Below are 17,497 nucleotides of genomic sequence, written 5' to 3'. Positions count from 1 at the left end.
TGACGCGGAGCGTCGCACGATAGTTGAGGTTATCGTTCCGCACGCTCCGCGTGGGAATGCCGTTCGTGACGCTCTGCGTCACACTGTCGATCAGTTACTGATCGACAGAATGCTCGCCTGATACGACCCGACAAACGTGTCGAAATCCACCACTTCTTCTGTCGCTTCCAGTTCGGCCTGTTCCTCCAGCGAGGTTTTGGCCAAGTCTTCGAAATGCGCCTGCTCTGCGGCACTCAGCGGATGGGTGCGGAAGTATTCGGCGTGGACCTGGCTTTGACGCAGGGAGAACGCCGTGAAGCCTTCGCCATGCGCTCTCATGCTGGCCAGCACCTGGGCAGAAGGTGTCAGGGCTGTGTCGTCGATCTTGGCCTGTTGCACGGCAATCGACTTGCTGTGCTCATCGGTGCCCTGAGCCTGATCGAGCAGTTGGGCAATCGGCGTGATTTTTTCCAGCAACTCGGTGGCCCAGGCCTTGAGCTCGACAGGCGAGTTATCGCGTTGCAGGTTCAGACCCGGACGACGCCCTTCCTTGACCACCGCAAGGAAGTTCGAGCTGGCATTGGAGCACTCATGACCAGCAAGTTGCTGGCTTTCCTCAAGTGCGCAATACAGCACGAATGCGTCGATGAAGCGCGACTGTTCCAGGCTGATGCCGGTCGGCAGAAACGGATTGATGTCCAGGCAGCGCACTTCGACATACTGCACCCCGCGGCCCACCAGCGCCTGGATAGGGCGTTCGCCGCTGTAGGTCACGCGCTTGGGGCGGATGTTGGAGTAGTACTCGTTCTCGATCTGCAACACATTGGTGTTGAGCTGGACCCACTCGCCGTTCTGGTCGTGGGTGCCGATATCGACGTAGGGCTTGTACGGCGTGGCCACGGCCTTGCGCAGGCTGTCGGTGTAGCTGACCAAGTCGTTGTAGCACGGCGTCAGATCGGCCTGGGCATCGCTCTGGTAACCCAGATCGCTCATGCGCAGGCTGGTGGCGTAAGGCAGGTACAGCGTGTCGGCGTCGAAATGGTCCAGCTGGTGCACGCGACCGCGCAGGAAACCTGCGTCCAGCGCGGGCGATGCGCCAAACAGGTACATCAGCAGCCAGCTGTAACGGCGGAAGTTACGAATCAGCGCGATGTAGGAATGCGACTGGTAGTCGCGCGCGTCGCCGGCAAAGTCTTCGGTCTGCTTGAGCAGCGCCCAGGCGTCTTCCGGCAGCGAAAAATTGTAGTGGATACCGGCAATGCACTGCATGGTTTTGCCATAACGCAGCGCCAGCCCTTTGCGATAGACGTATTTCAGCTTGCCGATGTTCGACGTGCCGTAATACGCAATCGGTATGTGCTCCTCGTCCGGCAGCGGGCAAGGCATCGACGGGCTCCAGAGCAGCTCGTTGTCCAGCTTGCTGTAGGCAAAGCGATGGATCTTGTCCAGGCTGTCGAGGGTATCGACCGGGTTCTTCAGCGCCGGGGTAATGAACTCCAGCAGCGATTCGGAATAATCGGTCGTGACCAGGCCGTTGGTCAGTGCGGCACCCAGAGCTTGCGGATGGGGCGTGCGGGCCAGCTCTGCCTGTGGCGTGACACGCAGGCACTCACGCTCGATACCGTGCAGGCACTGCTCCAGCAAAGAGAGGTTGTTGCGCTCGCCGAGCAAAGCAAGACGACGGTTTAAAAGTTCGCTCAAGGTGTAATCCTTCACGCATCGGTCGCCCCGATATGGGGGTGGACTTGACGGTCTACAAGGGTGAAGAAAGGAACTGGCGTGGTCGCCTGGTGGAATCTGTAACGCCTGTTCACAATCACTGCACTTCGTCGTACCACCCAAATGGACTCGGCACCACGCTAATGGTGCCGAAATTAACCCAAATGATGTCGATACGGCTAGGTTCTGTTCGCAATGATTGCTTTCATCAGCCTTTGAATGAGCTTAGATGACCGCAAACGTGCCCTGAGCCTTGGCGACGAGTTTGTCGCCCTGCACAACTTGCGCCTCGACCACCAGCGTCCTGCGGTCCGCATGCAGCACTTTGGCGATGCACAGGACTTCGCCGTCGGACACGCCACGCACGTAGTTGATCTTGCACTCGATGGTCACGCTGCGCTGGTCAAAACCATGGGAGCTGGAACAGGCCAGCCCCATGCTGATATCGACCAGACTGAAGATCGCCCCGCCGTGCATCACGTTGCCGCGATTGCGCAGGTGCGCCTCCAGCGGCAGCGCAACTTCGGCCACGCCCTCGTCAAGACGCCGCAGCTCGCAGCCGAGCATCTTGAAGTAGGCGCTTTGGGTCAGATCCTCGGGAATGTCCATCAGCGCTTCTTCAACTGCTTGGCGTTGGCGAACAGCGAGGCCATGGCGTTGTTGGCCGGTGCCGGAGCAGTGGCTTCCTTGCGCGGGGCGCTGTTCTGCTGGCGAGGCGAGGAGCCAGGGCGTGCGCCGCGAGCACCGTCGATTTTCTCGCCGGGTGTGTCGCTCATGCGCATCGACAGGCCGACGCGTTTGCGCGGGATGTCGACTTCCATGACCTTCACTTTCACCACATCACCGGCCTTGACCGCTTCACGCGGGTCCTTGATGAACTTCTCGGACAACGCCGAGATGTGCACCAGGCCGTCCTGATGCACGCCGATATCGACGAACGCACCGAAGTTGGTGACGTTGGTGACAACGCCTTCGAGGATCATGCCCGGTTGCAGGTCCTTGAGGTCCTCGACGCCGTCCTGAAATGCTGCGGTCTTGAACTCTGGACGCGGGTCGCGGCCCGGTTTTTCGAGTTCCTGCAAAATGTCGGTGACGGTCGGCAGACCAAAGGTCTCGTCGGTGAACTTCTTCGGGTCCAGACGCTTGAGAAAGCTGGCGTCGCCGATCAGCGAACGGATGTCGCGGTCGGTTTCAGCCGCAATGCGTTGCACCAGCGGATAGGCTTCCGGGTGAACGGCAGACGAGTCCAGCGGGTTGTCACCGGTCATGACGCGCAGGAAGCCTGCGGCCTGTTCAAAGGTCTTTTCGCCCAGACGGCTGACTTTCTTCAGCGCTGCGCGAGTCTTGAACGCACCGTTTTCGTCGCGATGCGCGACGATATTCTGCGCCAGCGTGGTGTTGAGGCCGGAAATCCGTGCCAGCAGCGCCACCGAAGCGGTGTTTACGTCCACGCCCACGGCGTTCACGCAGTCTTCAACCACCGCATCCAGGCCGCGAGCCAGTTTGAGCTGCGACACGTCGTGCTGGTACTGGCCGACACCAATGGATTTAGGATCGATTTTCACCAGTTCGGCCAGCGGGTCCTGCAGGCGGCGGGCAATCGACACTGCGCCACGGATCGATACGTCGAGGTCCGGGAATTCCTTGGCCGCTAGTTCCGAGGCGGAATAAACCGATGCACCTGCTTCGGAAACCATAACCTTGGTCATTTTCAGGCCTGGGTATTTTTTGATCAGGTCGGCGGCCAGCTTGTCGGTTTCGCGGCTGGCGGTGCCGTTGCCGATAGCGATCAGATCGACCGAGTGCTTGGCGCACAGGGCAGCCAGCACGGCGATGGTCTGATCCCACTGATTTTTCGGCACATGCGGATAAACTGTCGCGTAGTCGAGCAGTTTGCCGGTGGCATCCACGACCGCGACCTTGCAGCCGGTGCGCAGGCCTGGGTCCAGGCCCAACGTGGCGCGCTGGCCAGCCGGGGCGGCGAGCAACAGGTCGTGCAGGTTGTGGGCGAAAACGTTGATGGCTTCGGTTTCGGCGCCTTCACGCAACTCACCCAGCAGATCGGTTTCGAGATGGCTGTACAGCTTGACCTTCCAGGTCCAGCGCACCACTTCGGCCAGCCATTTGTCCGCCGCACGGCTCTGGTTCTGGATGCCGAAACGCTCGCCGATCATCAGTTCGCACGGGTGCATGGCACCTGGCAGTTCTTCACCGACTTTCAGTGCAGAGCTGAGAAAACCTTCGTTGCGGCCACGGAAAATCGCCAGCGCGCGGTGCGACGGCATGCTTTTGAGCGGCTCGTCGTGTTCGAAGTAGTCACGGAACTTGGCGCCTTCCTCTTCCTTGCCCGGCACCACGCGCGCGCTGATCACCGCTTCCTGCTTGAGGAAGCTGCGCAGTTTTTCCAGTAGCGAGGCGTCTTCGGCGAAGCGCTCCATCAGAATGTACTTGGCGCCTTCCAGCGCAGCTTTCACGTCGGCCACGCCTTTCTCGGCGTCGACAAAACGGGCGGCTTCGGCGTCCGGGGTCAGGCTCGGGTCGTTGAACAGGCCGTCAGCCAGCTCGCCGAGGCCCGCTTCAAGGGCGATCTGGCCCTTGGTACGGCGTTTCTGCTTATAAGGCAGGTACAAATCTTCAAGGCGGGTCTTGGTGTCGGCCAGCTTGATGTCGCGAGCCAGTTCCGGGGTCAGCTTGCCTTGCTCTTCGATGCTGGCAAGAATGCTGACGCGCCGGTCGTCCAGTTCGCGCAGGTAGCGCAGACGTTCTTCCAGATGGCGTAATTGCGTGTCATCGAGACTGCCGGTCACTTCCTTGCGGTAGCGGGAAATGAAGGGCACGGTCGAGCCTTCATCCAGTAGTGCTACGGCCGCTGCGACCTGTTGTGGGCGTACGCCGAGTTCTTCGGCGATGCGGCTGTTGATGCTGTCCATAAAACCACCTGGAGTTGTGAGCAGAAAACTGGGCTGTGTACGAATTGCCTTGCCTGGTGTCCGTCTGCCAGCTTTTATTTTCAGGGCTGGCGAACCGCCATGAGCCCGGCGTTGCCTGACTTTGAGGGCGGCGCATTATACCTGCCGAAGCGCAATTAGGGGATTGGCCGACAAATACGCTCTTTTTTCGGCGAAAAAGCATGCACAAGTGTCGCCCCCAGTAAAATCTGCTAACAATGCACAAGGTGCGCATCACCGCAGCTACGCCATAATGCGCCCCGAGATCAGAGGAGCATCCGATGAGCAGCACCGCACAAAATGCTGAAGGCGAAAAAATCCTTATTGTCGATGACGATCCGGGGCTGAGCAGCCTCCTGGAACGTTTTTTCTCCAGCAAGGGCTACCGTGCCCGCGCCGTGGCAAACGTGGAACAAATGGACCGCTTGCTGGCCCGTGAGGTTTTCAACCTTGTGGTGCTGGACTTGATGCTGCCCGGAGAAGACGGCCTTTCAGCCTGCCGTCGTCTGCGTGCCGCGAACAATCAGGTGCCCATCATCATGCTGACCGCCAAGGGCGATGAGCTGAGCCGCATCAAGGGGCTCGAACTGGGCGCTGACGACTACCTGGCCAAGCCTTTCAACCCGGACGAGCTGATGGCGCGGGTCAAGGCTGTTCTGCGTCGTCAGGCAGCACCTGTGCCAGGCGCGCCCGGCAGTGAAGACGAGTCGGTCAGCTTCGGCGACTACGTGCTCTCGCTGGCGACCCGCGAACTGAAACGCGGCGACGAAGTACACATGCTGACCACGGGTGAATTCGCGGTCCTCAAGGCTCTGGTCATGCACGCTCGCGAGCCGCTGACCCGGGACAAACTGATGAACCTGGCCCGTGGCCGCGAGTGGGATGCGCTGGAGCGGTCCATCGACGTACAGATTTCCCGTCTGCGTCGTCTGATCGAACCGGATCCTTCCAAGCCGCGTTATATCCAGACAGTCTGGGGCGTAGGTTATGTATTCGTTCCGGATGGTGCCGGAAGCCGCTGACAGCGCGGCTGTCAGCACCGAAATTCGTCACTCCCGCCAGTTACGTCGATAACCTTGCGCAAGGCTATCGACGTTCTGGTTTTTTGCGTTCGTCCATCGGGTCTCGCCCGCGTTCGGCAAACCTGCGAGCCTGGCTCGCCTTGCAAAGTGTATGGCTGCAGTTATGAAGACTCCGCTCTGGTTCCCGCAAAGCTTTTTCTCCCGCACGCTCTGGCTGGTGCTCATCGTCGTGCTGTTTTCCAAGGCCCTGACGCTGGTTTACCTGTTGATGAACGAAGACGTGCTGGTCGACAGGCAGTACAGCCACGGTGTCGCACTGACCTTGCGTGCGTATTGGGCTGCCGATGAAAACGATCGCGAGGCGATTGCCGAGGCGGCCGGTCTGATTCGGGTGGTGGGCGGTGGCGTGCCGGAAGGCGAGCAGCATTGGCCGTACAGCGAGATCTATCAGCGGCAGATGCAGGCCGAACTGGGTGCCGACACCGAAGTGCGTTTGCGCGTGCATGCGCCGCCCGCGCTGTGGGTTCGCGCGCCGAGCCTGGGGGATGGCTGGCTGAAAGTGCCGCTTTACCCGCATCCGTTACGCGGCCAGAAAATCTGGAGCGTGCTGGGCTGGTTCCTGGCCATCGGTCTGTTGTCCACTGCGTCGGCGTGGATCTTCGTGCGTCAGCTCAATCAGCCGCTCAAGCGACTGGTCTTTGCCGCCCGGCAACTGGGGCAGGGGCGCAGCGTGCGTTTGCCGGTCAGTGATACGCCCAGCGAGATGACCGAAGTTTACCGGGCCTTCAACCAGATGGCCGAAGACGTCGAACAGGCCGGGCAGGAGCGCGAGCTGATGCTGGCGGGCGTCTCCCACGACCTGCGTACGCCACTGACGCGCCTGCGTCTTTCGCTGGAACTGATGAACGACAACGAGTTTTCCGAGGGCATGGTTCGCGATATCGAGGACATGGACGCCATTCTCGACCAGTTTCTGGCGTTTATCCGCGATGGCCGTGACGAGGAGATTGAAGAAGTCGACCTGGGCGATCTGGTGCGCGATGTGGTTGCACCCTTCAATAATGATGAAGACAGCATCCGCCTGTGCCTGGAGCCGATTCCGCCGTTTCCGCTGCGTAGGGTGTCGATGAAGCGTCTGCTGACCAATTTGATTGGCAACGCCAGGCATCATGCGGGCAATGGTATCGAAGTGGCTGCTTACGTCTCAGGCGACAGAAACGCGCCCTACGTGGTGCTGAGTGTCCTGGACAGAGGAGCGGGCATTGATCCGTCCGAACTGGACACGATCTTCAACCCGTTCATCCGCGGCGATCGCGCACGCAGCGGCAAGGGAACCGGCCTTGGGCTGGCCATCGTCAAGCGTATCGCCGCGATGCACGGCGGTAATGTGGAGTTAAGAAATCGTTCGGGTGGCGGTCTGGAGGCGCGCGTGCGACTGCCGCTTGGCTTGATGCTGCCAAGGGATGCGATTTAAGCAGGGAGGTTTTACGAACATATAAAGCGCCGTGCAACGAACATCCAAGGGTTCGGATAGCTCGAACACCCTCGTGAATTGCACGGCAGCTTGCCTGACCCGGCCCTTGGCGGAGGTACTCCCTGTACCCCTAGGTCACGCCGATCCTTTCGATCAACGCATCCCGGCCCCTTGGTCATGCGCGCACCTTGCTCAGGCCGCACATATTACAAGGCCGCCAGTCCACCGGACCGGCGCCTTGCACTGAATCAATACCAGTTCGGGTCCTTGCGAAGCTCTTCGTTCAAGAGCTTTTGCATACCCTCGTCAGGCTTACCCAAATAGCGAGAAGTCGCGTGACGGGTTGGCGACTTATCCGCAGGCAGGCCTGCAGGTACTTCAACCAACATGGCGTAAGCGTCTTCCTTGTCGAGGCTGAACGCCACGATCAGACGCTTGCTCTTGCACGTATCGGCAGTTTCGCAAAGCGGCCCGACCAGATACTTGTCACCGCCCTCGGAGGTCGCCGTCATTTGCTGCTCGGAAGCACCGGACAGGTTCAGAACCCATTCCGGCAACCGCTCTTCCTTCCTGACGACTTTCGCCCAGGTTGTGCGGTACTCGGGTGCAGAGCTTAAAAGCTCGTTGACCCGAGACTGTCCATCATTGGCTGCCATGACCATGGCACTGCCGCCCATCAACAGGGCGGCAGCCAGTGTGCGAAACGACGTGTGCATGTTCAGCCTCGACCACGACGACCGAAGAAGAACGATACAACGAACATCACCAGGAACACGACGAACAGGATCTTGGCGATACCAGTAGCCGTACCAGCGATACCGCCAAAGCCCAGTACTGCAGCGATAATGGCGATGATCAGAAACGTGATAGCCCAACTCAACATGGTGATACTCCTTTTTGATGCCGGTTTTTAATGTGAATGCTGCATTTTTTCAGGTCGGGTCAAAAAACCCATTTTTGCTGCGGCGCGGCTTCATCCACCGAAACCAGACCATCGACAGGGCGAAGGCTGGAAGACAGGTCCTTGACCGCTGGAGCGCTTACTCCGCGAAAAGACGTGCTGCTGGTGTGGATGAATTGCTGTCTGGTTTGAGTTGCCTCGTTGGCTTGATTCCAACGCTGGAACTGCTGAATGGCAATCAGAGTGACGAGTAGGGCGAGGAGCAGGAAAAGACCTTGCTGGATGTGCAGAGGCGAAATACGCAATTGTGCAATACGCTGGCTGTTCATCTGCATACTCCCCTTGGCCTGAGTGGCATTCAATTTGATGGGTCGGTATGTATCGACCTTGTTGAATGGGTTATTGCAGACTGCATGCCAATTTTTTAATCGATATTATTTCTTTTAAAATCAATGGCTTATAAAGTTTTGTGGAAGCGCACTACCAGCAAGCTGCACGATTACACCTTTGTAATCGTGCGTTCTGCACGAAGCCTATGTCGTGTCACGTCCTTGTGATCAGCCCGCGCTGCGCGCCATGACCTTCAGGGCATCGCCATTTACGCCTTTTACGCCACGAATATTTCGCGCGATTTCCACGGCCAGTTCCTTCTCCGCAAAGTTGGCGACGACGCCGTTGAGGCTGACGACCCCGGCCTTGGTGTCCACTTTGATGTTCAGCCCATCCAGCGTACGGCTATAGATCAGGCTCGCCTTGACCTTGCTGGTGATCCAGGCGTCACTCATTTCTTCCGTCGGGATGACTGACTGCGGCTGAGTCTTGGCGGCGATTGAGTCAGCTGCGCTCAGGCTGATCAGGTTGTTGACGCTGACCACACCATCGGTGTTGCTGGCCAGGCTGCCCGCCAGCTCCTTGGCTTCGGGGCTCTGCGCGCGACCCTTGAGGGTAATGACGCCATCTTTGCTGTCCACATCGATGGTCAGCGCTTCGGTCACGCTGCTCCACAGCAGCTTGGATTTCACCGTCGCCACCAGCGTTGCGTCTTCGAAGCGCTGGGCCATGTTGGTTCGCGTGCCGGGATCGCTGGCAACGGCAGGGTCGATTTCCAGCTGGTTATCGACCTTCTCAATGCCTTTGGTATCCAGCGCTATGCGCTCTGCCAGTTCACGATCGACCTCGTTTTCGACCTTGCCTTTGAGAATGGCAGTGCCTTGCTCGACATCCACGTCGATCTTGAACGGGCTCAAATGCTTGTTCAGCGCGAAGGCCGTCCAGATCGAACCCTCCTGGCGAGCTTCATCGAGCTGGGCAGGCAGATCAGGCTGGGCGAGAACAGGACCGCTGCCCAGCATTGCGGCAGCAGCGGTGACCAGAGCAATTTTTTTCAGCGAAAACATAGGGGTTTACCTTTTGAGGTGAGATTTCGTCTCCGAATGGACGGTTTTAACGACATAAACACGGATTAATCAGGCTGTTCATCATTAGATGATCAGAGAGCTAGCATGCATGCCGCATAATCAATCAGAATTGACCATGCAACTTGCCCGATGATTCCGAGACTAACTGAGACAATTCATTAAGGAGCGTAGGAAAAATGGAAGCAGCCACTGAGAATCAGGGCCGTATTCTGCTTGTGGACGATGAGTCCGCCATCCTCCGCACCTTCCGGTACTGTCTGGAAGACGAAGGTTATAGTGTCGCCACTGCCAACAGCGCAGCGCAGGCCGACACGCTCATGCAACGCCAGGTGTTCGACCTGTGCTTCCTCGATTTGCGTCTGGGAGAAGACAACGGCCTCGATGTGCTGGCGCAGATGCGCATTCAGGCGCCGTGGATGCGCGTGGTGATCGTGACTGCCCACTCGGCGGTAGATACTGCTGTGGATGCGATTCAGGCCGGTGCAGCCGACTATCTGGTCAAACCCTGCAGCCCTGATCAATTGCGCCTGGCGACTGCCAAGCAGCTTGAAGTGCGTCAGCTGTCTGCACGCCTCGAAGCGCTCGAAGGCGAAGTTCGCAAGCCCAAGGACGGACTGGATTCCCACAGCCCTTCAATGATGGCCATTCTGGAAACCGCCCGTCAGGTCGCGGTCACCGATGCCAACATCCTGATTCTGGGTGAGTCGGGCACCGGTAAGGGCGAACTGGCCCGGGCGATTCACGGCTGGAGCAAGCGCGCCAAGAAGTCCTGCGTCACGATCAACTGCCCGTCGCTCACCGCAGAGCTGATGGAAAGCGAATTGTTCGGTCACAGCCGCGGGGCCTTCACCGGTGCCAGCGAAAGCACGCTGGGGCGCGTCAATCAGGCGGATGGCGGTACGTTGTTTCTCGACGAGATCGGCGACTTCCCGCTGACGCTGCAGCCCAAGCTGCTGCGCTTTATTCAGGACAAGGAATACGAGCGCGTCGGCGACCCGGTCACCCGCAGGGCTGACGTGCGCATCCTTGCCGCCACCAACCTCAATCTGGAGGACATGGTGCGCAGCGGACGCTTCCGCGAAGACTTGCTGTACCGCCTGAACGTCATCACCCTGCATTTGCCGGCCCTGCGTGAGCGCAGCGAAGACATTCTGACCCTGGCAGACCGCTTTCTGGCCCGCTTCGTCAAAGAGTACGCCCGCCCGGCACGGGGTTTCAGCGAAGAAGCCCGCGCCGCGCTGCTCAACTACCGCTGGCCGGGCAACATTCGTGAGCTGCGCAACGTGATCGAGCGCGCCAGCATCATCTGCCCACAGGAGCGGGTAGAGGTCAGCCATCTGGGCATGGCCGAGCAACCGGCGAACAACGCGCCGCGCGTCGGTGCCGCTCTGAGTCTGGACGAGCTGGAAAAAGCGCACATCGGTGCCGTGCTGGCGACCAGTGAAACCCTGGATCAGGCCGCCAAGACGCTGGGTATCGATGCTTCGACGCTTTACCGCAAACGTAAACAGTACAACCTATGAATGACCTCAAATGAAACTGGCCATGAAACTGCGCACTCGCCTCTTTCTGAGCATTTCGGCGCTGATCACAGTCGCCTTGCTCGGACTGCTGCTGGGGCTCGTCAGCGTCATGCAGATGGCGCGCACGCAGGAGTCACTGATTCAGCACAACTTCGCCATTCTGGATCTGGGCTTGAAGTTGCGTCAGAACCTGGGCGACCAACTGGTGTTGATGACCGGGGCCAACCGCAACCCGCCCGAGCTGGAAAAGATTCAGCGTCAGTTCGAGGAGTTGCTGGAGGAGGCTTCGGCACAGGACACGCAGCAGGATGTGCGCAACGGGCTTGAGGGGACCAGGGTCGATTACCGGCGATTCATCGACGCGTTGAAACAATTCGGCACCGACCCGCGAGGCATACGCGGCAATCCGCAGTTGAGTGAAAGCTTCGACAGTTTGCGTAACGGCTTGCTGAATGTGCACCGCAAGGCGCTGGAAAACATCAGCAGCGCCGAGATCAATTCCCGCGATCGCGCGCTGTGGATCGCGGGCCTTCTGGGGCTGGTCGGGCTGGCGGTGCTGTGCATCGGCTTTGTGACCGCGCACGGTATTGCCCGTCGCTTTGGTGCACCTATCGAAGCGCTGGCCAAGGCTGCCGACCGCATTGGCGAAGGTGATTACGAGGTCACACTGCCTATTTCCTCGGCCGCCGAGATGAACCTGCTGACCCGGCGCTTCGGCATCATGGCAGAGGCCTTGCGTCAGCATCAGGCGACCAATGTCGATGAGCTGCTGGCCGGCCAGCAGCGCCTGCAGGCGGTGCTCGACAGCATTGACGACGGCCTGCTGATGATCGATCGCCAAGGCCACCTGGAGCATTTGAACCCTGTTGCTCAGCGCCAGCTCGGCTGGGACGAGAGTCGCCTCGGGCAGAGCCTGGGGGAGGCGCTGAGTCGTCCCGAACTGGACGAGCAGTTGCATCTGGTCCTGCGTGGCGGGACCCTGGAGCGCGCCCCGGAAGACCTGGCCATCGACATCGACGGTGAGTCGCGGCTGCTGACCTACAGCATGACGCCGGTCAGTCACACCAAGGGCCATATCCTCGGCGCGGTGATGGTGCTGCACGACGTCACTGAGCAGCGGGCATTTGAACGCGTGCGCAGCGAATTCGTCCTGCGCGCCTCACATGAACTGCGCACGCCGGTCACTGGCATGCACATGGCGTTCGGCCTGCTGCAAGAGCGGTTGCACTTCGCCCCCGAATCTCGCGAAGCCGATCTGCTCAATACCGTTACCGAAGAGATGCAGCGCTTGATGCAGCTCATCAATGACCTGCTGAATTTCTCGCGCTACCAGAACGGCCTGCAAAAACTCAAGTTGGCACCGTGCTCCATTGAAACCTTGCTGGAAGAAGCCAGGGCTCGATACGAGGGGCAGGCGCAGGAGCAGGATATCGTGCTGATGCTGGACATCCAGGAACCGATGCCGCGCCTGCATGCCGACCAGTCCCAGCTGGAGCGGGTGCTGGACAACCTGCTCGACAACGCATTGCGTCATACACCGCCCAACGGCCTGATTCGCTTGCAGGCGAGGCGCCACGGCGAGCGGGCGATCATCAGTGTCGAAGACAACGGCGAAGGCATCGCCTATGGGCAGCAAGGACGAATCTTCGAGCCATTCGTCCAGGTCGGCCGCAAAAAAGGCGGCGCTGGCCTTGGCCTGGCGCTGTGCAAGGAAATCGTCCAGCTGCACGGCGGGCGTATGGGCGTCTACTCAAGGCCCGGGCAGGGCACGCAGTTCTATATGGCGCTGCCGCTTTGAAGTTTACGCCTTAAGCCACCAAGCCCTGTGGCCTCAGTGCTGCATTCTGAGGAGTTCGCAGCGCAAGGCGTCCTTTAAAAAGTTGGCGCTAGTAATGATGGCGACACGCGATGACTGTCAGTACACCGCCCTCATAGAAGTAGACAAGACGATGCTCTTTGGTGATGCGGCGGGACCAGTACCCGGTTAAATCGCCGGTCAGTGGTTCCGGCTTACCGGTGCCTTTGAACGGCGTACGCAGGCAGTGGCTAATGAGGCTGTCTATTGACAGGGAAATTGCCTGATCGGCATCCTTCCAGTGAGTGTAATCATCCCATCCCGATAGGGTGAAATGCACGCCGACAGCGGTCCTTGCTGCCTGTTTATTCTTCTGTTTCTGACCCTGTGACATCCAGTGAAATTTCCTTTACGAAGGCCTTTCCGGCTTTGTGCTGCGCAATGGATTGCCGCAGGTGCTTCGCATTGGCCTCTGTGCCTAGCAGGTACATGGTTTCTGACATCGAGTTGTAGTCATCAAGGGAAAGCATGACTACATGATCGCCGCGCAGGCGTGTGATGAGTGCTGGCTCATGGTCCCGGCACACATCATCCATCGCTTGCTTTAAACCGGCGCGAGCCTGGCTGAATGATAAAACCTGCATAAAATATTCCTTCCAGGCTGCAAGCCAGGAGCTCTTGTAAATTCCCGTGAGGGATTGGAACTGCTCGACTGTCAATCAGGCGCCGAGCGCATCTTCAAGCACACAGCTTGGGCATAGGACTGTTGTACAGAATATTGTACGTAAATTCAATCCCGCTAAGCCATCGCAGATATTGTTTATCTTGAGTGCTGAAGTTGTAACGATCAAACCGTCGACACGCCCTATTTTGCTCGTCGAAGTGGCATTGTATGGCGCCCAATCACTTCAAATGATTAAGCACCTGCAAAATGGCCGCGCTCTGTGTGTCCGGTTCGCCGTCAAACCGTGCAGGCCGGTAATGCATCTGGAAGGCGGCGATGACCTGGCGTGTGGCGGTGTCGAGCTCTCCGGTTTGTGGGGTGCTGTAGCCCAGGCGTGCGAGTTGTTGCTGGAACCAGCTGACGCTCGGCAGGTTGGTTGCCAGCATTGCCTGGCGCTGGGCAACCAGTCGCTCGTCGGGCCAGGTGCCCAGCCCTTCGGCGGCGAGGCGTTTCCACGGGAATAACGGACCTGGGTCTTGCTTGCGCAACGGGGCGATGTCGCTGTGCCCGATGACGTGTTTCGGGTCGATCCTGTTGCGTTTGACGATGTCTTTGAGCAGCACGGTGATCGACTGGATCTGTGCTTCGGTGTACGGATACCACAAGCGCCCTGTCGGTGTGTCCTTGAAGCCGGGGTTGACGATCTCGATGCCGATCGAGCTGGAGTTGAGCCAGGTGCGCCCTTCCCACTCGCTTTCACCGGCATGCCAGGCTCGAGCGTTCTCGTCGACCAGTTTGTAGATGGTCGCCTGGCTGTCGTCACCAATCAGGTAGTGGCTGCTTACCTCGCCATGGGTCAACAGTTGCAGGGACCGCTCCATCGACGCTGAGGTGTAATGCATGACGACGTACTGAACCCGGTTGTCGAAGTTAACTGACGGATGGCTGGTGTCCAGCTTCGGGCCGCTGGAGCAGCCAGTAAGGGCGAGCAGGAGAAAGGCAGAGAGATACAGCTTCATGGGGTCGGCAGCGTCGGCAGGAAATGAAACATCATAACAAAGCGCCCGAAAATAGCTTCAGCACTGAAGCATTCGTTCAGGTCAAAATGTTTCAGTCAGCCTTGCTCGACCCGGTTGCGCCCGTTTTCCTTGGCTTTATACAAAGCCTGGTCGGCGCGCTTGATAGCGGTATCGCTTCGTTCACCGGTGCGCAATGCGGTTACGCCGATGGAGACGGTGATCGTCACTCGCTCGCCTTTGAAGTGGAATGGGCACAGCTCGACCGCAGTGCGCAGCTCGTCGAGCAATGTCAGCCCTGTGCCGGGAAGCGTCGCCGGCAGCAGCATGACAAACTCTTCGCCACCAAACCTTGCGAGAAAGTCGGCAGGGCGCAGGCGCTTTTTGAAGACGTTGGCAACAATTTTCAACACTTTATCGCCGGCCAGGTGGCCGTAACCGTCGTTGATACGCTTGAAGTGATCCAGATCGAGTATGCACACCAACAGGCTGTTCTTCTCCCGCTGCCAATCAGCCATTTCCTGCTCCAGGCGCTCACCCCAGGCGGCGCGGTTGGGCAGGCTGGTCAGCGGGTCGATCAAGGCTTTCTGGCGCTGTTCTTCCAGATGGGTCCTGAACACCAATGCTTCCTGCTCCATGCTTGCGACACGTGAGGCCAGGCCTTGCAGGCGTGAGGCCACTTCCCGCTCGCGCTCGTCGCGCTTGAGCTGGTAGTTATCCATGGAGCTCAGCAAGCCTTCAAAACGATTGTCGAGCACTTGCTTGAGGCTGTTCAGGTCGGACGCGTCCTGCACGCTGCTTTGCAAGCCGCCAACCTGCTCGCGCAGCTGTTCGTTCAGATCCCGCGCGCTGGACTGGTTCTCGGCATGGTCTTCACTGGCAGCCTGCAAGTGGCTCTGGAAAGACTCGAGGCGTTCGTTGAGCTGCTTGAGATAGCTGCTGAATTCCTGCTGGCCACCGTTGTTGATTGCCAGCATCAGCACAGCCAGGTCGTCGAGGATCGGTAGCAGTTCGTACCAGTTCAAGCCATGTTTCAGGCGCAACTGCATGTCTTCGACCTGCGGCCGGAAATGCTCTGACAGGGTCAGGTCGTTGAGCAGGCCCAGCAGCGTTTCTTCGATGTGTGCAGCCACCGAGCTGTAGCTTGGCTCCGGAGAGGAGGGCAGTGCATAACCCTCTTCGCTGTCTTCACCTTCGGTGTCTGGCTCGGGGTCGTCTTCTGGCTCCACCTCAGGGATAACCGGTGCGGGGCGTTGTTGGTAGGGCACGCTGGGCGTGGGCGCCAGCATGTCGGTTGTATCGATACGCTCCACGGGCACGCTGACAGGTTCGACGGCGATTTCTACCGGTACTGGCGCCACCGATACAGTCGCTGGCACAGGTTCCACAACGTTCGTTACGGCGGGTGTTTCCGCGTTGGGCTCGGGTACTGGCGCTGCGGGTTTGCTCTCGATCTCTCTTTCCAGAGAAGCAGGCGCAGGGGCTGTTGCGCTCGCCACAGGGGCAGGCGCAGGCGATGTTGGGGCCTGTGCGTCGGGTGCCTCTGGGGGCTCGTGAACTTCGTCGTGTATTTCCTGCGCGGGCGGAAGGCTTTGCGGATGGGCCGCTTCAGGAGGGTGCTCGTTACCGTGCTCGTCGCGTGAGCCGAACAGGCGTTGCAGAAGCCCCGGGCGCTGACCTTCATCCTGTTTTTCAAGCTGAGTCAGGGCCTTACCCTGCAAGCCGCTCAATTCGCTGAGCAGCAGTGGCAATTCGCGTGCTTGCGCTGCTCGCTCCTCAAGGTCCTTGGCAAAGCGCTTGAGGGGTTTGCGCACCTCTCGAGTCAACGGCAGTGCCTGCAACTGTGTCACCAGCGCGGTCAGTGCCGAGCCAATTTGCCCGACGCGCACTTCACGGCGTTGCTCGGAGTCCAGCACGGCTTTTTCAAGGCGCGGAATCAAGGCTGCCAGACCTGCGTCCATGTCGTCCCTGCGGACGATTTCGCGCATTTCCTTCATGCATTCATCGACGGCGCGGTCGGAGCCTTCCGCCGCCAGGCTGCTGCGCACCAGACCGCGGCGCAACAAGTCTAGCCGTGCGTCCCAGCGCTTTTCGAGCTTATCCTGCTGCTCGATGCCTTTGAGGTACTTCTCTCTCCAGCGCTCCGTCTCGTCGCTCATGCAAGGTTTCCACCAGAAGGTACAGGCAGCGAGTCCCCGTGCAGTGAAGCGGGCAGGCGGATCTCGACAGCAACCGGCAGGTGATCGGAAATAGGGTGGGCCAGCACCTGCACGCGTTCAAGCGTCAGGGTCGGGCTGAGCAAAATGTGATCGAGGCAGCGTTGTGGCCGCCAGCTCGGAAAGGTCGCTTCGATCTGCGGGGCCAGCAGGCCAAGGTCACGCAGCGGCGAGTGTTCCAGCAGATCGTTGGCGTGGGTGTTCATGTCGCCCATCAGCACTTGATGACGATAACCGCCGATCAGCTCGCGAATGTAGGCCAGTTGCCGGGTTCTGGTACGAGTACCCAGAGCCAGGTGCATCATGACCACCACCAGCGCATCTTCGCCTTCGCCGAAGCGGACAAGAATGGCCCCGCGCCCTGCCGGACCCGGCAGAGGATGATCTTCGATCTTGGTCGGACGCAGACGGCTCAACACGCCGTTGCTGTGCTGGGCGAAGCGCCCGAGGTTGCGATTAAGCTGCTGATACCAGAACGGGAAGCCACCCAGTTGGGCGAGATGCTCGACCTGGTTGACGAAGCCGGAGCGCATACTGCCGCCATCGACTTCCTGCAAGGCGACCAGGTCGAAATCGTTGATCAGGTCGCCGATCTTCTGCAGGTTGCCAGCCCGGCCGACGTGCGGCAGCAAATGTTGCCAACTGCGCGTCAGGTAATGCCGGTAGCGTTCGGTGCTGATACCGACCTGGATATTGAAGCTGAGCAGCCGCAGCCTGCCGTCTTCCGGCAAGCCGCTTTGCGTCAGATGATGTTCGTTGACCTGCGGATCATGCAGGCCAACGATACGCGGGCTACCTTTACCCCAGCGGCGCATGGCGAGC

Annotated in this window: 16 protein-coding genes; 4 read left to right on the top strand and 12 right to left on the bottom strand. The window is 59.4% G+C overall.

The genetic code is table 11. The features are described from left to right. Positions 1-90: 90 nt before the first annotated feature. From gshA to DW49_RS0104105, 3 genes are all read right to left on the bottom strand, one after another. Entirely contained in the window at positions 91-1,680 is a 1,590-nt protein-coding gene (gene gshA / locus DW49_RS0104115) for a glutamate--cysteine ligase (protein WP_024420103.1), read from the bottom strand. 243 nt (positions 1,681-1,923) lie between these two features. Further along, positions 1,924-2,307 carry a PaaI family thioesterase gene (locus DW49_RS0104110; protein ID WP_005613783.1) on the bottom strand — a complete coding sequence of 128 codons (384 nt, stop codon included), beginning with the start codon at positions 2,305-2,307 and terminating at the stop codon, positions 1,924-1,926. Further along, positions 2,307-4,628, bottom strand: a complete 2,322-nt coding sequence (locus tag DW49_RS0104105) for a Tex family protein (protein ID WP_005613784.1) — start codon at positions 4,626-4,628, stop codon at positions 2,307-2,309. Before DW49_RS0104105 ends, DW49_RS0104110 begins: the two co-directional genes overlap by 1 nt. Before the next feature lie 299 nt (positions 4,629-4,927). On the opposite strand from DW49_RS0104105, the gene ompR reads away from it, so the two are divergent. Then, positions 4,928-5,668 carry an osmolarity response regulator transcription factor OmpR gene (gene ompR / locus DW49_RS0104100; protein WP_005613785.1) on the top strand — a complete coding sequence of 247 codons (741 nt, stop codon included), beginning with the start codon at positions 4,928-4,930 and terminating at the stop codon, positions 5,666-5,668. Between the two features lie 163 nt (positions 5,669-5,831). Continuing rightward, on the top strand, positions 5,832-7,142 hold the full coding sequence (locus DW49_RS0104095) for an ATP-binding protein (protein WP_003380228.1): 1,311 nt from the start codon (positions 5,832-5,834) through the stop codon (positions 7,140-7,142). 248 nt (positions 7,143-7,390) lie between these two features. Here the strand turns inward: DW49_RS0104095 and DW49_RS0104090 are convergent, their stop codons facing one another. The 4 genes from DW49_RS0104090 to DW49_RS0104075 all read right to left on the bottom strand — a co-directional run bounded on the left by DW49_RS0104090 (position 7,391) and on the right by DW49_RS0104075 (position 9,440). Continuing rightward, the gene (locus tag DW49_RS0104090; RefSeq protein ID WP_024420101.1) at positions 7,391-7,858 is read right to left on the bottom strand and encodes an inhibitor of vertebrate lysozyme family protein; all 468 of its coding nucleotides are present in this window, start codon (positions 7,856-7,858) and stop codon (positions 7,391-7,393) included. Positions 7,859-7,860: 2 nt separating this feature from the next. Beyond that, a complete protein-coding gene (locus DW49_RS0104085; RefSeq protein ID WP_003380232.1) occupies positions 7,861-8,025 on the bottom strand; it encodes a DUF1328 domain-containing protein in 165 nt (54 codons plus the stop codon). 59 nt (positions 8,026-8,084) lie between these two features. Continuing rightward, on the bottom strand, positions 8,085-8,372 hold the full coding sequence (locus tag DW49_RS0104080) for a hypothetical protein (protein WP_005613787.1): 288 nt from the start codon (positions 8,370-8,372) through the stop codon (positions 8,085-8,087). Positions 8,373-8,600: 228 nt separating this feature from the next. Further along, entirely contained in the window at positions 8,601-9,440 is an 840-nt protein-coding gene (locus DW49_RS0104075; RefSeq protein ID WP_005613788.1) for a BON domain-containing protein, read from the bottom strand. A 197-nt stretch (positions 9,441-9,637) separates the two neighbouring features. Between DW49_RS0104075 and algB the strand changes: the two genes are divergently transcribed. Beyond that, on the top strand, positions 9,638-10,984 hold the full coding sequence (gene algB / locus DW49_RS0104070) for a sigma-54-dependent response regulator transcription factor AlgB (RefSeq protein ID WP_003380235.1): 1,347 nt from the start codon (positions 9,638-9,640) through the stop codon (positions 10,982-10,984). 10 nt (positions 10,985-10,994) lie between these two features. After that, a complete protein-coding gene (locus DW49_RS0104065) occupies positions 10,995-12,782 on the top strand; it encodes a KinB sensor domain-containing domain (RefSeq protein WP_024420099.1) in 1,788 nt (595 codons plus the stop codon). Between the two features lie 88 nt (positions 12,783-12,870). On the opposite strand, the gene DW49_RS1000000129450 is transcribed toward DW49_RS0104065, so the two are convergent. The 5 genes from DW49_RS1000000129450 to DW49_RS0104045 form a co-directional block, all read right to left on the bottom strand. Continuing rightward, positions 12,871-13,173, bottom strand: coding sequence for a Txe/YoeB family addiction module toxin (locus DW49_RS1000000129450; protein WP_005613795.1), 303 nt, complete (start codon positions 13,171-13,173; stop codon positions 12,871-12,873). Then, complete coding sequence (locus DW49_RS0104060) at positions 13,145-13,423, bottom strand: type II toxin-antitoxin system Phd/YefM family antitoxin (protein ID WP_005613797.1); 279 nt, start codon at positions 13,421-13,423, stop codon at positions 13,145-13,147. Before DW49_RS0104060 ends, DW49_RS1000000129450 begins: the two co-directional genes overlap by 29 nt. Before the next feature lie 259 nt (positions 13,424-13,682). Next, complete coding sequence (locus DW49_RS0104055) at positions 13,683-14,462, bottom strand: N-acetylmuramoyl-L-alanine amidase (RefSeq protein WP_005613800.1); 780 nt, start codon at positions 14,460-14,462, stop codon at positions 13,683-13,685. Positions 14,463-14,557: 95 nt separating this feature from the next. After that, positions 14,558-16,618, bottom strand: coding sequence for a GGDEF domain-containing protein (locus DW49_RS0104050; protein WP_005613802.1), 2,061 nt, complete (start codon positions 16,616-16,618; stop codon positions 14,558-14,560). After that, on the bottom strand, positions 16,615-17,490 hold the full coding sequence (locus tag DW49_RS0104045; RefSeq protein WP_005613805.1) for an endonuclease/exonuclease/phosphatase family protein: 876 nt from the start codon (positions 17,488-17,490) through the stop codon (positions 16,615-16,617). Before DW49_RS0104045 ends, DW49_RS0104050 begins: the two co-directional genes overlap by 4 nt. Between the last annotated feature and the right edge of the window lie 7 nt (positions 17,491-17,497).

Origin of the sequence: Pseudomonas avellanae BPIC 631 (assembly GCF_000444135.1) — a bacterium.
Lineage (GTDB): Bacteria > Pseudomonadota > Gammaproteobacteria > Pseudomonadales > Pseudomonadaceae > Aquipseudomonas > Aquipseudomonas avellanae.
Note: the sequence above shows the minus strand (reverse complement) of the source record. Positions and strands in the feature narration are given on the sequence as shown.

Excerpts from the sequence above, each read along its gene's own strand:
- DW49_RS0104060 (WP_005613797.1), bottom strand. The coding sequence starts at position 13,423 with ATGCAGGTTTTATCATTCAGCCAGGCTCGCGCCGGTTTAAAGCAAGCG.
- DW49_RS0104090 (WP_024420101.1), bottom strand. The coding sequence starts at position 7,858 with ATGCACACGTCGTTTCGCACACTGGCTGCCGCCCTGTTGATGGGCGGC.
- algB (WP_003380235.1), top strand. The coding sequence starts at position 9,638 with ATGGAAGCAGCCACTGAGAATCAGGGCCGTATTCTGCTTGTGGACGAT.
- DW49_RS0104105 (WP_005613784.1), bottom strand. The coding sequence starts at position 4,628 with ATGGACAGCATCAACAGCCGCATCGCCGAAGAACTCGGCGTACGCCCA.
- DW49_RS1000000129450 (WP_005613795.1), bottom strand. The coding sequence starts at position 13,173 with ATGTCACAGGGTCAGAAACAGAAGAATAAACAGGCAGCAAGGACCGCT.
- DW49_RS0104065 (WP_024420099.1), top strand. The coding sequence starts at position 10,995 with ATGAAACTGGCCATGAAACTGCGCACTCGCCTCTTTCTGAGCATTTCG.
- DW49_RS0104085 (WP_003380232.1), bottom strand. The coding sequence starts at position 8,025 with ATGTTGAGTTGGGCTATCACGTTTCTGATCATCGCCATTATCGCTGCA.
- DW49_RS0104110 (WP_005613783.1), bottom strand. The coding sequence starts at position 2,307 with ATGGACATTCCCGAGGATCTGACCCAAAGCGCCTACTTCAAGATGCTC.
- DW49_RS0104045 (WP_005613805.1), bottom strand. The coding sequence starts at position 17,490 with ATGCGCCGCTGGGGTAAAGGTAGCCCGCGTATCGTTGGCCTGCATGAT.
- DW49_RS0104055 (WP_005613800.1), bottom strand. The coding sequence starts at position 14,462 with ATGAAGCTGTATCTCTCTGCCTTTCTCCTGCTCGCCCTTACTGGCTGC.
- DW49_RS0104050 (WP_005613802.1), bottom strand. The coding sequence starts at position 16,618 with ATGAGCGACGAGACGGAGCGCTGGAGAGAGAAGTACCTCAAAGGCATC.
- DW49_RS0104080 (WP_005613787.1), bottom strand. The coding sequence starts at position 8,372 with ATGAACAGCCAGCGTATTGCACAATTGCGTATTTCGCCTCTGCACATC.
- DW49_RS0104075 (WP_005613788.1), bottom strand. The coding sequence starts at position 9,440 with ATGTTTTCGCTGAAAAAAATTGCTCTGGTCACCGCTGCTGCCGCAATG.
- DW49_RS0104095 (WP_003380228.1), top strand. The coding sequence starts at position 5,832 with ATGAAGACTCCGCTCTGGTTCCCGCAAAGCTTTTTCTCCCGCACGCTC.
- ompR (WP_005613785.1), top strand. The coding sequence starts at position 4,928 with ATGAGCAGCACCGCACAAAATGCTGAAGGCGAAAAAATCCTTATTGTC.